Source organism: Pseudoalteromonas sp. P1-25, assembly GCF_001401805.1.
In the GTDB taxonomy this organism is placed as follows: Bacteria; Pseudomonadota; Gammaproteobacteria; order Enterobacterales; family Alteromonadaceae; genus Pseudoalteromonas.
The window spans coordinates 1-15,483 of sequence record NZ_LKDW01000015.1 but is presented as its reverse complement, the minus strand read 5'-3'; the positions used below and the strand labels follow the sequence as shown (position 1 = coordinate 15,483).

Annotated in this window: 13 protein-coding genes; 3 read left to right on the top strand and 10 right to left on the bottom strand. The window is 42.5% G+C overall.

The window, feature by feature from the left end:
- Window positions 1–2: 2 nt before the first annotated feature.
- From flgH to AN393_RS10845, 9 genes are all read right to left on the bottom strand, one after another.
- Window positions 3–686 (bottom strand): flagellar basal body L-ring protein FlgH, encoded by a 684-nt coding sequence (gene flgH / locus AN393_RS10885; RefSeq protein ID WP_055016789.1) that lies wholly within the window; start codon window positions 684–686, stop codon window positions 3–5.
- Between the two features lie 20 nt (window positions 687–706).
- Window positions 707–1,495: a flagellar basal-body rod protein FlgG gene (gene flgG / locus AN393_RS10880; RefSeq protein ID WP_004588020.1), complete on the bottom strand. Its 789-nt coding sequence runs from the start codon at window positions 1,493–1,495 to the stop codon at window positions 707–709.
- 21 nt (window positions 1,496–1,516) lie between these two features.
- Window positions 1,517–2,260 carry a flagellar basal body rod protein FlgF gene (locus AN393_RS10875; RefSeq protein ID WP_055018049.1) on the bottom strand — a complete coding sequence of 248 codons (744 nt, stop codon included), beginning with the start codon at window positions 2,258–2,260 and terminating at the stop codon, window positions 1,517–1,519.
- Between the two features lie 176 nt (window positions 2,261–2,436).
- Window positions 2,437–3,807, bottom strand: coding sequence for a flagellar hook protein FlgE (gene flgE, locus AN393_RS10870; RefSeq protein ID WP_055016787.1), 1,371 nt, complete (start codon window positions 3,805–3,807; stop codon window positions 2,437–2,439).
- 58 nt (window positions 3,808–3,865) lie between these two features.
- Entirely contained in the window at window positions 3,866–4,546 is a 681-nt protein-coding gene (locus AN393_RS10865) for a flagellar hook assembly protein FlgD (protein ID WP_055016786.1), read from the bottom strand.
- Between the two features lie 13 nt (window positions 4,547–4,559).
- On the bottom strand, window positions 4,560–4,991 hold the full coding sequence (gene flgC, locus AN393_RS10860; RefSeq protein ID WP_004588016.1) for a flagellar basal body rod protein FlgC: 432 nt from the start codon (window positions 4,989–4,991) through the stop codon (window positions 4,560–4,562).
- Window positions 4,992–4,996: 5 nt separating this feature from the next.
- Window positions 4,997–5,404 (bottom strand): flagellar basal body rod protein FlgB, encoded by a 408-nt coding sequence (flgB, locus tag AN393_RS10855; RefSeq protein WP_029773927.1) that lies wholly within the window; start codon window positions 5,402–5,404, stop codon window positions 4,997–4,999.
- Window positions 5,405–5,547: 143 nt separating this feature from the next.
- Window positions 5,548–6,378, bottom strand: a complete 831-nt coding sequence (locus AN393_RS10850) for a protein-glutamate O-methyltransferase CheR (protein WP_055016785.1) — start codon at window positions 6,376–6,378, stop codon at window positions 5,548–5,550.
- 21 nt (window positions 6,379–6,399) lie between these two features.
- Entirely contained in the window at window positions 6,400–7,332 is a 933-nt protein-coding gene (locus tag AN393_RS10845; RefSeq protein ID WP_004588013.1) for a chemotaxis protein CheV, read from the bottom strand.
- Window positions 7,333–7,472: 140 nt separating this feature from the next.
- On the opposite strand from AN393_RS10845, the gene flgA reads away from it, so the two are divergent.
- From flgA to flgN, 3 genes are all read left to right on the top strand, one after another.
- Window positions 7,473–8,180: a flagellar basal body P-ring formation chaperone FlgA gene (flgA, locus tag AN393_RS10840; protein WP_055016784.1), complete on the top strand. Its 708-nt coding sequence runs from the start codon at window positions 7,473–7,475 to the stop codon at window positions 8,178–8,180.
- Window positions 8,181–8,256: 76 nt separating this feature from the next.
- Window positions 8,257–8,580 carry a flagellar biosynthesis anti-sigma factor FlgM gene (gene flgM / locus AN393_RS10835; protein ID WP_055016783.1) on the top strand — a complete coding sequence of 108 codons (324 nt, stop codon included), beginning with the start codon at window positions 8,257–8,259 and terminating at the stop codon, window positions 8,578–8,580.
- Window positions 8,573–9,004, top strand: coding sequence for a flagellar protein FlgN (gene flgN / locus AN393_RS10830; RefSeq protein ID WP_055018048.1), 432 nt, complete (start codon window positions 8,573–8,575; stop codon window positions 9,002–9,004). Before flgM ends, flgN begins: the two co-directional genes overlap by 8 nt.
- Window positions 9,005–9,402: 398 nt before the next feature.
- Here the strand turns inward: flgN and AN393_RS10825 are convergent, their stop codons facing one another.
- Window positions 9,403–15,444 carry an Ig-like domain-containing protein gene (locus AN393_RS10825; protein WP_235576198.1) on the bottom strand — a complete coding sequence of 2,014 codons (6,042 nt, stop codon included), beginning with the start codon at window positions 15,442–15,444 and terminating at the stop codon, window positions 9,403–9,405.
- Window positions 15,445–15,483 lie beyond the last annotated feature (39 nt).

The following is a 15,483-nucleotide window of genomic DNA, read 5'->3' as shown; positions in this document are numbered from 1 at the left end:
CTTTAAAATGGAAATAACGAGCTACTGAAGAAACGTGTCAACCACCCTGGGCTTTGCGCCTCTTGTGTTTGCCCTTTGCCTGAATACTGAATGCGGGCATTCGCAATTCTATTCGACTCAACCGTGTTATCGGCGCTTACATCTTGCGGGCGAACTAGCCCTTCGAGCCTAATAAACTCTTCGCCAGTGTTAAGTGTTAGCCATTTTTCACCACGGATAACTAAGTTACCATTGGGTAAAACACGCATAACATTTACAGAAATATCACCCACTAAACTGTTTGACTGATTTGATTTAGAGTCACCAGTAAATGATGAATCACTACCTATACCAAACTGAATACTGTCGCCACCTATATTTACAGGTAAGCCACCTAATCCAATAATGGGGTCCAAACTGGCGTCGGTTTCTTTGTCAGTTTCAGTTTTTGCGGCTTTTGTAGCTTGTGTTGACTCTTCAAGCTTGACGGTGATGATATCGCCTGTTCTAAGCGCTTTTTTATCAGAGTACAGGTCATTAAATGTGTTGGTATTAAATAGCGAACCTGTTGCAACAACGGGCTCTGCTACGGGCTCTGGGTACATGGGAGCGTAGTATGGGTCGTCTTGAACCACTTCACTATTTTGCGTAGAAACACAGCCACTTAAAAATAAGGTGCCTGCAGCAAATAAAATAACTTTACGCATAACTATCCCCTTGTGCACGATTATAACTGTTGATTGATGTAGCTCATCATTTCGTCAACGGCTGAGATTACTTTTGAATTCATTTCGTAAACACGTTGTGTTTCGATAAGGTTTACCAGTTCTTCTGTTACATTAACGTTTGATGTTTCAAGCGAGCCCTGAATAATAGTACCCAACCCTTCTACGCCTGGATTACCTTGCACAGGCGCACCACTAACAGCCGTTTCGGTGTAAAGGTTTTGACCAATTGGCTCAAGACCAGATGGATTAATAAAGTCGCTAATTGTTAGCTGACCAATCACCACATTATCGGCTTGCCCTGCAACACGTACAGATACTTCACCATCTTGAGAAACCGTAATTGATTGCGCATCATCCGGTACGTTCATTTCGGGCTGAACAACAAAGCCAGCGCCTGAAGTAACAATGCGGCCGTCTTCATCGGTAGTAAATTGTCCATTACGCGAATAGGCAATATTGCCATCAGGTTGCAACACTTCAAAAAAGCCTTCGCCTGAGATCATCCAATCAAGTGAGTTTTCAGTGGTGAGCATATTGCCCTGCGTAAACTCTTTTTGGTTAGCAACCACTTTTGCACCGGCACCAAGCATTAGGCCAGATGGTAACTCAGTATCTTGTGATGATCGCCCGCCAGGTTGGTTGATGTTTTGATACAGTAAATCTTCAAAAATAGCGCGGCTCTTTTTGTAACCTACGGTACTGGCATTCGCCAAATTATTTGAAATAACTGAAATATCAGTTTGTTGAGCGTCTAGCCCTGTTTTACTTATCCACAATGCAGGATTCATAAGTATGCCCTCATTTTAAAGTTAAACTATGCGCATCAACTGATCTTGACGTTCGTCAATCTCTTCAGCTGTTTTCATTAGTTTTACTTGTAACTCAAATTGACGTTGGTGGTTGATCATATCGACCATTTCGTGAACTGGATTAACGTTAGACATTTCCAGTGCACCACTTAATACTTTTACATTTTCAGAGGTATCAACGGTTTGCCCAGGTACTGGTCTAAATAAACCATCGTTACCTTTTTCAAGCTGCCTGCTGTTTCCTTCAACAACACGTAGCGTGTCTACTTCTTCTAAAAAATTGGCTGGTGCGCCTTGCGGGCGAACCTGAATGGCGCCATCTGCACTAAAGCTTATTTTTTCAATAGGGACAGGTAGAATTACGGGGCCACCTTCGCCAATAACTTGACGACCATGGCTCGTTACTAACATGCCTTGTGCAGTAATGTTCAGCGTACCAACTTTAGTGTAGGCTTCATTCCCTGACTCATCTTGAACAGCGAGCCAGGCGTTATCGCTCATGGCAATGTCTAAATCTCGCCCTGTTTCTATTATGCCGCCAGAGGTCATGTTAGAACCAGGTCGCTCTTGCATAGAAAACACTCGGGTCGGCAAGCCCTCGCCAAATGCTTGCATAGAACGCGCTTGCGCGAAGTCAGCTTTAAAACCTGTGGTATTTGCGTTTGCCAAATTATTGGCTTTAAGTGCAAGCCCCTGTAGGCTTTGCTTAGCGCCAGAGGCCGCAATGTAGACCATTTTGTCCATAACATCGACTCACATAAAAAATCTCTGAGTTGATAAATGCAAAATAGGTGCCAGATTAAATTTGACGCAATATAAGGAAGGTATTGAACGGCTCAGCTAGGCTATTTTTGTGGTATTAGGTATAAAAAAGGCTGCAAAAATGCAGCCTTAAAATCTTAACCAAAAATAGTGTTAACTTATCGAATCTGCAAAATACTTTGCTGAATTGTTGAGTTAACTTCAAGCGCTCGAGAGTTTGCTTGGTAGTTACGTTGAGCGGTAATCAAATCAACTAATTCGTTTGTTAAGTTGGTATTTGATTGCTCAAGTGCAGATGAATTAATACTACCAAAAGTACCCGAACCTGCTTCACCGGCTACCGGCTCGCCAGAGTCAATACTTTGCTTCCAGCTGGTATCGCCTACTTGCGATAAACCTTGTGAGTTTGGAAAGCGTACCATAGCCACTTGCCCTAAGTAGGTTGAATCACCATTACTGTACGAGGCCACAATTTTGCCGTCTGTGCCAATATCAATACCCGCTAAACGACCGACTGTAGAGCCATCTTGGTCAAGGGCTTTTACTTCAAAACCACTTGAGTACTGAGTGGGAATACGTCCTGCTGTGTTATTTTCATCGCGCCAATTTAACTCAATACCCGTGCTTGGAAATGTCGCGCCGTTATCAAGCATTGACGATAAACCAGTGCCTGCACCTGCCGGTAAATTAATTTCGTCAAATGTTGTGGCGTTAGTATTTGCTATACCGTTGGTTGTCGCAGGTAAACCACTAGAGTCGAAGCCAAGTGTAGCAATCGGTGTATAAGGTGTAGTAGTTTGCTCTGCACCTGATGTACCATCTACAACTTTCCCATCTAAGGTTGCGTATACCTCCCAGCTGTTATCAGTACCACCCGAGGCGGCATCCTCTTCTTTTACAAAAAAGTATTGCAGAATATGTGGTTCACCTAATGAGTCGTAAACTGTTGTAGACGTTGACGAGTTATACGTACCATTTGATGTAGGGTCAAAAGCAAGGCCTGTAGCATCTGCTGTTGCATCTAAATTAAATGACAAAAATACGTTTTCTGTAGCGCGAGGCGAACCAGATGAATCAGGAATTTGAATTGGGTTAGTTGTACTTAGACTTACCGATGTGGTGTCCCCACTTGATGCATCAACCGGAAAAGCTTGTAAATAATTACCTTTGGCGTCAACCATAAAATTGTCTTGATTAAGCTTAAATGCACCTGCACGAGTATAGGTTAAATCTTGCGATGAAATATCATCGGTCATTGCAAAGTAACCTTCGCCGGTAATCGCTAAGTCTAACGAGTTGTTAGTAAATTGCAGTGAGCCTTGATGAAATTGCTGTGCAACCATGGTAGTTTGCACACCATCACCATTTTTGGTTTTACCTGCGCTAAACACAGATGCAGCATATACATCAGCAAATTCAGCCCGCGATTCTTTAAAACCAGTGGTATTTACGTTAGCAATATTATTTGCTGTTACGTCTAAGTCTTTTTGAGCGGCAGCTAGGCCTGTAAGTGCGATATTAAAGCTCATAATTCACCTCTAACTTTTAATCTAATAGCCTGCTAGCAGGCGAAATACTTTTAAATGGTTATGCGATCTCTGCGACATCTGTCAACCTAACCGCACCCTCTTTGGTGTTAATAATAATGCCACTAGAGCCGTTGATATTAACGCTTTCAATGTTTTTGAATGTGGCTACCGGTAAGCTTGAAAACTCGCCGTTGGTACTGCCCTCTGCAGTAATCGTGTATTCGCCCTCTGGTAGGCGTTCGCCAGATTCGTTATTCCCATCCCAACTAAAGCGCACAGCCCCCGCTGCTTGCGAACCCATATCGATAGTTCTAACCAGTTGCCCAGAGGCATCTGTGACTTTAATTTTTAAATTATCAACGGCTTCTTCAGCAACTGCCGATCCTTTTGCCTCGCCGCTTTCGCCAAGTTCAAGCGTATTAGATTCTAAAAGCGCTTGTTTACCAACCAGGGTTGATGCTTGTAAAGCAGAGTTTGAAGTCATTGAAGAGGCAAGCGACTCAAAATTTGTGTTTAAATCTGTGATACCTTGCGCCATGGTAAAATTAGTCATTTGCGCAATCATCTGATCGTTATCAGCCGGATTACTCGGATCCTGATACGATAGCTGCTGAGTTAGCAACGAGAAAAAATCTTCCTGTGTTAACGCATCGCTCTCTTCAGTGGAAGTCGCTACTTGAGTCTCTTGCCAAGTAATCGAGTCCATAAAAGATGAACTAGTACTAATATCGTTACTCATAACCTACCCTCGGTTATCGCTGCCCAAGTAACAGCGTTTTGCTTAACATTTGCTTAGCTGCATCGGCAACTTGCACGTTTGTTTGATATGAGCGAGATGCAGAGATCATATTTGCCATCTCCTCAACAACATTAACGTTGGGTTTATAGATATAGCCATTTTCATCCGCACTTGGGTGATTAGGGTTATATTCAATTTGTAGTGGTTTGTTACTCTCAACAATCCCCAACACTTTAACACCAACAGCGGAGCCCTGAGGGTTACTGGCTGAGGCAGACGCTTTAGTCAGCTCGGCAGCAAATACAGGTTGGCGAGCTCGGTATGTTTTGTCTTGGGATGAACTTATTGTATTAGCATTCGAAATATTACTCGCGGTAGTATTTAGGCGCACATTTTGCGCACTCATACCACTGCCTGAAATATCAAAAACATTATATAAACTCATAATTATTACCCTTGACTACCGAGCGCTTTATTCAGGCCCTTAAATTTACTACTTAAAAATTGCAGGCTTGCCTGATACTCCATCGCATTCTGTGTATACAAGTTTCGTTCCACCTGTATATCAACTGAGTTACCATCGCCTGTATCTCCTTGATTTGGAGTGCGAAATAATTCAGAACCACCTACGCTGCGAGTACCGCCAGCAATGTGTTTTTCATTGGTTGTGACCATGCTATTGCCGCTTTGCTGAGTTGACCTTGCCGCTTTTAATGCAGAGGCAAAGTCAATATCTTTTGCTTTATAGCCAGGCGTATCAGCATTCGCTATATTTGTGGCAAGCACTTCTGCCCGCTGTGAGCGGATCAACATCGCATGCGGATGGACACCTAATGCTTTATCAAAACTGATAGCCATAACATTCTCCAAAAAATTGACTTAACTAAGTTAAAGCAATTAATAAGCCAGTAGTTTTGAATAAGGTTACTTTTTTATAGGAGGTTGTTATTAAAGAAAAAACGACGCACAAAGCGTCGTTTTTTAATGGGAAGGAAGAGGCGTTATTTTTTTTGGTAGATGATTCCGGGGTTACAACGAACCATGTCGAACTCGTTACTTAAGCCAGTCATTGACTCTGATGCACCTAAAAACAAATACCCTTTTGGGTTTAGTGCTTGGGCAAACTGGCTAATAATTTTTGCTTTAACCTCTGGTGAAAAATAAATAAGTACGTTGCGGCAAAAAATAATATCGAACTTGCCCATTAAGGCATAAGAGTCGAGCAAGTTTAAATGTCTAAAGCTCACCTGCTTTCTGACTGAATCGACAACTTTTGCCATTCCATTGCCGCTATCCATAAAGTACTTTTTACGGCGTTCTGCTGAGAGCCCTCGCGCTAATGCCAGCGCATCATATTCTGCATTTTTACACATATCGAGCATTGTATTAGAAATATCAGTACCAATAATTTGTGCGCCCATACGTAGCACACCCGGCTGCTGCGCTTGAAACTCAGCAACCGACATGGCAATAGAGTATGGCTCTTGACCTGAAGAGCTGGCCGCTGACCAAATTTTTACTGGCCGGCGAGTGTCTTTGAACTCAGGGAACAATTTATTTTTTAACAGCTCAAATGGGTATTGATCCCTAAACCACAATGTTTCATTTGTGGTCATGGCGTCAACCACTGCGGCTCTAAGTTGCCGCTCATGGGGGGCAAGCGTTTTACTCACTAACTGTGATAAAGATTCAACATTAAAACGAGCCATAAGCGGAGCAAGCCGACTTTTTACTAAATATTGCTTGTTTTCGCCTAGCACAATACCACATTGCTGCTCTAAAAAAGAGCGGAACTGATCGTAGTCACTTTGCTGCAAATCTTTATTATTCAAATTATTAACACCTATTGTTGCTTAATCACAATGAACCCATTTTTTAACTGCTGTTGCCAATTCATCTGGGTTAAATTTTGCTATAAAGTCATCCGCGCCGACTTTTTCGATCATCGCCTGATTAAATACACCACTCAAAGAAGTGTGTAAAATAACATGTAGAGGCGCTAATTTAGGGTCAGCTTTAATTTCTGCTGTTAATGTATAGCCGTCCATTTCAGGCATTTCAACATCAGAGATAAGTAAACCTACACGCTCAGTAATATCATTTTTACAATCAAGCTCGGCGATTTCTTTAAGCCTAACTAAAGCTTCTTTACCATTTTTTGCAAGCTCGGTTTGCACGCCAAGCGGCTCGAGTGCTCTTTTTACTTGGTTACGAGCCACGGCTGAATCGTCGGCAATAAATACAATACGCTCGCCTAAGTCTTTTTGTATAGCACTATCGGCCGCCAGATCTGCACTAACCTCTGTATTTACCGGGCAAATTTCGTTTAAGATTTTTTCTACATCGAGAATTTCGACTAATTCGTTTTCAATTTCGGTAACAGCCGTTAGATAAGAATAACGCCCTGCACCCGATGGGGGCGGCATTATTTTTTCCCAGTTCATATTAACAATTCGCTCAACGCCGCCGACTAAAAAGCCCTGCACAGAACGATTGTATTCTGCAATTATAATGAAGCTATCTTTTACATTTTCAATCGGGCGGCCGCCTACGGCCATAGATAAGTCGATAACTGAAATAGTTTGACCACGAATATGCGCAACCCCCCGAATGTATGCATTTGATTTTGGCATACTCGTTAAAGGAGGACATTGCAGTACTTCTCTTACTTTAAATACATTGATCCCAAAACGCTGACGCCCTCTGAGCTTAAATAATAGTAATTCTAGGCGGTTCTGCCCAACCAACTGGGTGCGCTGGTTTACTGAGTCTAAAATGCCTGCCATTCAAATCTCCTAAAGAAAACAAGTAATGCGGAACGATAATTGCTTTCTGTTTATAAAGCTACATAACATCGCGGGAGCGTCTAAAGTTTGACGCAAAATATTTATACCCTGTTTGAAACCATAAGCATAGTCGAAACATTATGAGTTTGTTAAAAAAAGTCAGAAGATACAGTGTTTTTTATTTTCTTGCTAGCCTCTGCTTAGCAACACCTTTGCATGCAAAAGTGTTTAGTAAAGATTTATTACAACAAATTGCAATTTCTCATATTGCTGAACAAGTTACCGTACCTCTTGAGAAAAATGTGGAGATCACCGCGCTTGCGCTTGATAGCCGTATTCCTGATAGAGTGTGCGAAAATGACCCAGAGTTGGTTGTGCCAAATGAGCCGCCATTTACACGTCAGGTGACTGTACAAATAAAGTGTAACGATGCGCAAAGCTGGACTCAGTATGTTCATGTAAGAATAGTAAAAATGGCACCCGTTGTGGTTGCCACGGAAAACCTGGCCCGTGGGGAGGTTATTACTGAGTCTCATTTAAGTGTACAAATGAAGCCTTCACAATTTGTTAGAGTGCAATATTTAGATGACCCTTTAATGCTTATTGGCAGCCGCAGTAAACGAAATATACGCAGCGGTATGCCCGTTTTACTTAATCAAATTTGCATGGTTTGTAAGGGCGATGCCGTAAATATTTATGCGAGTATTAAAGGACTTAGGATAAAAACAACAGGTATAGCACTTGAAGATGGCACTTTAGGTGAACAAGTGCAGATTAAGAATAAAAAGTCCGGTAAAATTTTGAATGCACGCGTAGATGGTGTAGAGTCTGTGCAAGTTAATATTTAATTTCGATTTATACTAAAGTATCCTATGTATATGCCGATAACTTGGCATAAGTTGGGTAATATACAGGTTTATTATTATGGTTAATCAAGTTAATGGCAGTAATCAACAAGCTAATGCGCTCACTAACGCTAAACAGCAACAAGTTGATATTAAAAAAGATAATGCTGCAAGTACACAGACAGCACCTACCCCTTCGCCGAAAGCTGCGAGTGACTCAGTGAGTCTAACACCACAAGCACAGCAGTTAAAAACACTGCAAGATAAAGCGCAGCAGTCATCTGGCTTTGACAGTGAAAAAGTTGCTGAGCTTAAAAAAGCGATTACCGAAGGTAAATACCAAATCGATGCTGAAAAGCTGACTAAAAACTTGGCTGATTTTGAGTTTAACGTATATGGCTGATCACAATAGTTTAATTAGCGTTAAGTTAAATGAACAAGTAAATTGCTTAGATTCGTTGCATGCGCTGTTAAACGAAGAGCTTAGTATTATTGCCTCTCGTAGAGGTGAAGGTTTAAAAGAACTTGCCCAACAAAAAATGTCTTTTTTAACTAAGCTTACGCAGCTTGATAAAGAGTTGAATAAACTTTTTGCTGCAAATCATGAAAATGCCCCTGAAGTAACTGAGCGAGTAGCGCAAGTTAAGGCGCAGTTAGCGCAGTGCCAAAAACAAAATAAAGTAAACTCGCACGCTGCCCGCCAAGCGCACTTAAGTGTAAAACAGCTTAAAGATATTTTAATAGGCGCCCCAACTAGTATGACCTACGATCAAGGCGGTAGCGTGGTTAATACCGACAGTAAGCTGGTACGTAATCTAAAAGCTTAACTGTTTTTACTTTTTCCAAATTTATTGAAAAAGCCCTTATTGAAGTCTCAATAAGGGCTTTTTTAGGTTTACTATTTAACCCAAACAATACCAGTTGTCTTAAATATTTAGCCTTTATAACGTGCTAAATAAAACGCTAACAGCTTTATAAGTTTCTCAGGTAAAACAAACCACCTTTTAATAAAATGAGTATTAGTGCCCCACTTCAGTTATTTAACTGAAGTGGTTACTCCATTTATACCAATCCGCGTAATTAAGTGATCTATTTTGAGGCTGGAAAAACGTGTTGTTAGCTAGGCAAAAAATTCGCTATTTAGTTGTTCTAAATGAGAATTTTTTAACGCTGATAACGACACGTTTAGCCCCACAAAATGATTAAGTATTATTGCGGGTTGGTATTATATATCCGTTTGATTGTTACCATTTTCAATTAAGTGTTTAATCATTTCCTCTGATTGGTTTTGAACATCAACGGCTGGCGCTGCCTCATCAACACGTCCTCCACTTTGTGCAGGGCTATAAGCAATTGCAGAGCCTTCTTCGTCAAGTAAGTTATTTAATGCAAGCAATTGCTCTGTTTCAGAGTCAATAATTACATCGTTTAAATTAAGTGGCTCTGTTTCGCTTACTTGTACAACTTGCTCAGATGAACTTGTCATGGCCCCTGCGTTTGCTAAGTTGATGGTTTCGGTGCTCAACAGACCTTCACCTTGCGTATCACCCAATGCTGACTCTTCGCTAAATGACGCAGGCATAGTGTCACCAGCACCTGATTCAGAGGTATATATATTGCCGGACTCTATAAACACATCATTACCATTTTTAACTTGGTAATTACCAGCTTCGTCCACAGTGTAGAAATACGTGTTTTCAAGACCTGTACCTAATAACCCTAAAGCACCTAAGTCTAAGTTTCCTGAATCCCAATTACCCTGTGCATCTACTACTGCATGTGGTGCTGAAGTTAACGCTAAATCAATGCCTAAAACTAATGAGTCAACAATATAGACTTTACTTCCTTCTCCACCATCAGATGTACCTTCGTAACCAACTAATACGCTTATACCAAGTAGATTAAGTAAGTACTCAGGCTCAACAGTAAAGTTAATTGGTGTGGTATCTATAACCAACCCAGATACGCTACCGCTTGAAGTTGTATTGCCAGATGTATCCGTTGCTACCGCTGTTACAGTGTATGCGCCATCAATTAAATCTGTATCTGGTGAAGCACTCCATGCCCCGGATGCATCAGCGTTTACTTGCTTAGTGACCTCAATGGGGCCGCTAAAGGTGACTAATATCGTTTCTCCAGCACCAGCGGTTCCTGTAACAAGTGGACTTTGATCCGCGGTTAGAGCGAGCCCTGAGTCAATTGTAATACCTGAGTCAATTGCGCTACTTGTGGATTGCGTACCTGTATTACCTGCGCTATCAGCAATGCTTACATCTACGCTGTAGTTACCCTCAGGAAGTACTTCTTCAGAGGTCACGCTCCAAGTTCCATCAGGACCAACTGTTGTTTGAACACTGTGAGTGGCACCCGCTGAATCAGTAAACATAACGACTACTAACGCGCCTGCGAAGCTTCCCGTTACTGAGCCTGTAACAGTAGGCGTAGTATCTTGCCCTACCGATATTGGGTCTATGACGACAGTTGGCGCTGTGTAGTCTGTACTTGACACCATAGTATCGCTAGCGGAGTTACCCGCAGTATCACTTATGGATGCTGTAGCACTAAAGCTACCTTCACTTAATGGAGTAGTCGCTGTTACTGACCATGTGCCATTGCCTGCAACTTGGGCAGTAAGTGTTTGTGAATCATTATTAGCATCTGTAATAACCACGCTCAGTGTTGTACCTGCTGGTGCATCACTTGTACCTGTAATGGTTGGTAGCGGATTATTAGTAACGGATAACTGGTCAACCTCAATTGTTGGCGGTGTTAAATCAACAGTGCCACTTAGGCTTGTAGAACTTGTAAGGTTTAAGTTTTCGACTGTCGCATCAACCGTAAACGCACCTTCAGCTAATGGAGTGGTCGGTATTAATGTCCATACACCAGCAATAGCTTGAGTGTTATAGGTTGTTGCATTACCACTACTATCTGTAATAACAACCTCTACATTACCGTTTATTACATCGGTAGTACCACTAATAGTAGGAGTTGTATCGCTTGTATCTATTATTGGGTTAATTAATAGACTCGGTAAAGTGGTGCTCACAACGCCCGTTTGCGTCACCGTTGCTATATTACCTGCATCATCAATACTAATGGCTTCTATGGTTAATTCGCCCTCAGCAAGTGCAGGTGCAACAATAAGCCACGTGCCATCGCCTAATACTGTTGTAGTAACTTCATAAAGTGTGTTTGTAGAGTCGGTAATATTAACCGTAATTAAGCTACCAGCCTCTTCGTCACTGGTGCCAGTAATAGTTGGCGTTAGCGTGTTAAGTACACCAAAGGCATCTATTTCTAACGATGGCGGTATGGTATCAATCGTCACTTGCTCAGTAGCAGATTGGCCTACATTACCCGCAGCATCAGTAATACTTGCAAATACACTATATATACCATCAGGTAGACTCGTGGTTAATAACGACCACGTGCCATCACTCCCAACAAGGGCATCAAATACTGTTGCGTTGCCGTTACTATCTACCACAGTTACATCAATGTCCGTACCCTGAGCTTCCTCTGAAGTACCCGAAATAGTTAGTATGTCAGTATTGCTAATGCTCAACGGTAAAATATTTACCACAGGTACTAACGTATCAACAACAAACTCAAGCGTTTGCGTTACTACATTGCCAGCATCATCAGTGATACTCACGTTGGCAACATGCTGCCCTTCAGTCAGCGCATCGACTTCTAGTGAAAATAGACCTGCTGCATTCACTGTTGTGGTTAGTACTGAGCCGCCGTCTAACTGAATCTCTACCACACCATTAATTAAATCACTGGTTCCTTGAATGATTGGAGTAGAATCTGACGTTGTACCAATTACTTGTAAATCAAGTGTTGGCGAGATGGTATCTACTACACTACTAATTAGCTGTGTCGCTGTGATCCCAACTTCACTTAATACATTTACAGTTACAGTAAACACGCCCTCAGCAAGTGATTGAGGAACTTGTACTGCCCATGAGTTATCTGCCTGTACTATCGCAACGAGTTCTTGCACAACGTTATCACTATCAATGACTTCAACAAGTACTTCGGTGCCTGGTGCTTGATCGGTTGTACCGCTAATAATCGGTAAATCCCCTTGACCTGTAACAAAGTCAACCACTGCATTAAGTAATGGCGTTGACGCATCAACATCAGCCGTAGTTATAGTGGTTGTGTTACCTGCATCATCAGTTGCAGAGGCTTCTACAACTGATAGGCCAATAACATTAACCGCCAGGCCTAGTAATTCCCAATCACCATTGGCATCGGTGGTAACATCGTATGTTAAGTCAAGTAAATCACCTGCAAGCTCTAGAGTTACCGTAACGGTTTTGCCTTCACCTAAATCAGATGTACCAGATAAAGAAACGAGCTGCCCTAGCAAGAACGAAGGCACAATAGTAAGCTCTGGCCCTACTGTATCTACTTCGCCACCCGTTTTACTATCTACCGAGGTATTTCCTGCACTATCAGTAATCGTAGCCGTAACACTGTAGACACCGTCAGCTAAAATGTTATCGGCAGCGGCTTGCCAGTCTCCATTTGCATCCGTTTGTACAGTAATTTGGTGCGATGCACCAACTGAATCCGTAAACGTAACGATAACGTTTGTATTTGGCTCGTTTGATGTGCCGCTAATTAATGGCGTGCTGTCTTGGGTAAGTATTAATGAACTTTGATCAATACTAATTTCTGGCGCAATTGTATCTATATCAGCGTTAGTGGTATTGCTACCTGTATTTCCGGCATTATCAGTAATAAATACTTCAACTGAATATGCTCCCTGTGAAAGAGTATTACTTGCCTCTACTGACCAAGTCCCACCGGCTTGCACCGTTGTATTTACAGTATGCGCATTACCTTGGAAGTCTGTAAATACCACAGCAACCACATCTCCTAAGGCTGCACCTGTTACGCTGCCAGACACGCTAGGTGTTAAATCAGTACTGCCTACAATATCGTTAATGCTAACCACTGGCGCGGTTATATCAACCACACCGGTAGTGCTAGTATTTACAGGGTTGCCTGCGGTATCTGTTGTTGATGCATTTACACTGAATTCCCCTTCACTAAGTGCAGTAGGTACAGCTACTGACCAAGTGCCATTGGCTCCCACTGTGGCATTAACTGTTTGCTCAGCACCTAAACTATCAGTAATTAAGATCACAATTATTGCACCTTGTGGTGCCGTTGTTGTGCCCGAAATCGTAGGGGTTGTATCATTGGCTGTAATTAGCGTGTTAATACTTAGTGCTGGTGCAGTTAAGTCTATAACACCACTAGTTGTAGTATTGCTTGTTAAGCCATTTTCGGTAACGCTTGCAGTAACAGTAAACTCTCCCTCTGGAAGTATATCTGTCGCATCTACACTCCAAACACCGCTTAGCACAGTTGCAGTTAATGTGTGTGAAACATTATTAAAATCCGTTATAACTATTGTAATTTCAGCGCCATCAGCCGCACTACTTGTACCCGAAAGTGTTGGAGTTTGATCGTTTGTATCAACAATGGTGTTTATATTGATAGTAGGCGCATTAGTGTTAAGCGTAGCAGTTGTATCTACTTGCGTACTGTTCCCTGCAGTATCGGTAATGCTTGCTGTGACTGTCACCTGTCCATCAATTAGCGGCGTAGTTACATCAACACTCCATAGTCCGCCACTCCCCACAGTTGTTGTATAGGTATCAACGCTATCACCATCAGTAATTGTTACCGTAACTAAAGTACCCTCACCCTCGTTAGAGGTACCTGTTATTGTTGGTGTACTGTTATTAATTGTACCTAATGCATCAATGGTAATAGTAGGTGCTTGTGTATCAACAAGGCCTGTTCCAGTCGCAGAGCCAGTATTACCAGCATTATCAGTAATGCTAGCAGTAACACTGTAGCTTCCTTGCGGTAAATTAGGCGCTGTTGTTTGCCAATTACCATCTACATCAACCGTAGCTGCTAACGTGTGTGTATCACCATTACTATCAGTAATAACAATATCTACATTTGTGCCAGTAGGTTCAGTTGATGTGCCACTAATAACTGGCGTATCTGTGTTAAACACAGTTATGTCGTCCAAAGTGACTATCGGTATCTGGGTATCAATTGTTAAGTCAATTGTTGTGTTAGTAATATTATTAGCATCGTCTGCAACATTAATTTGCGCCGTATAATTACCGTCGGTAAGTGCAACTGGTACCGCTACCTGCCAGTTGCCATCAACACCAACTACCGCAACAAAAGTTTGACCGTCAATGCTGACTATTACATCAGCTCCAATGGCATCACTGGAGCCTGATAGGGTTGGCGTTGTATCTGCAGTTGTGTCAATAGGGTTAACACTAAGCGTGGGTGCAATACTGTCTATTTCACCTTGTGTTTGCTCAGAGGTTAAATTACCAACATCGTCTCTTACCTCAGCGGTAACTGTGTACTGCCCTTGCGCTAACTCGGCTGGTACTTCAACAGACCAACTTCCATTAGCCTGCACAATGGCCGTAAACTGCTGGCTTTGACCTTCACTATCTACAACGGTTAGTTGTATCTCGGTTCCTTGCTCCATATCTGTAGTACCAGAAACCACTGGCGTTGTATCATTCGATAATGCATCTACAGTAACGCTAAGCGCTGGTGCTTCATTATCAAAGTCAAGTGAGTTGACAGTAACAACATTACCGGCTGCATCACTTGCAGTTGCAGTAACATACGCAAGACTAAGCAGAGGTACTGTTATGTTGGCAAGTCCCCATGTGCCATCGGCATTCGTTGTTGCTGTGTAGGTAGCGCCTACAGCACCGCCAACAAGGTACTCGGTAATGGTGACCACTGACCCTTCTGGTAAATCAGAATCACCAGAAAGAGAAACTAGGTTGCCAAGTAAGAACGAAGGAATGATCTCTAAAGTCGGTGGCGTCACATCCACTTCGCCGTTGTCTGTGCCTGTACCGGTATTACCAGCGGCATCAGTGATGCTGGCGCTAACACTGTAGTTGCCTTCTGCTAAGTCGCTGGTTGGTGTCGCACTCCAATTGCCGTTGACATCGGTTTGTACATCTAGGGTTTGTACGTTGTTCGCTGCATCGGTAAAGGTTACCGTGACGGTGCTGTTGGGTGCATCACTGGTGCCCGTTACAGTTGGCGTGCTGTCGTTGGTGAGCGCTGGTGCATCCACACTCACACTTGGTGCGGTGGTATCGATGTTACCGCTGCCGGTGATATCAGTGCTGTTACCCGCCGCATCACTAATAGTCGCTTCAATGCTGTAAGGCCCTTCAGCCAATGCGTTTGGCACTTCGACTGAGAAGTTGCCGCTCGCATC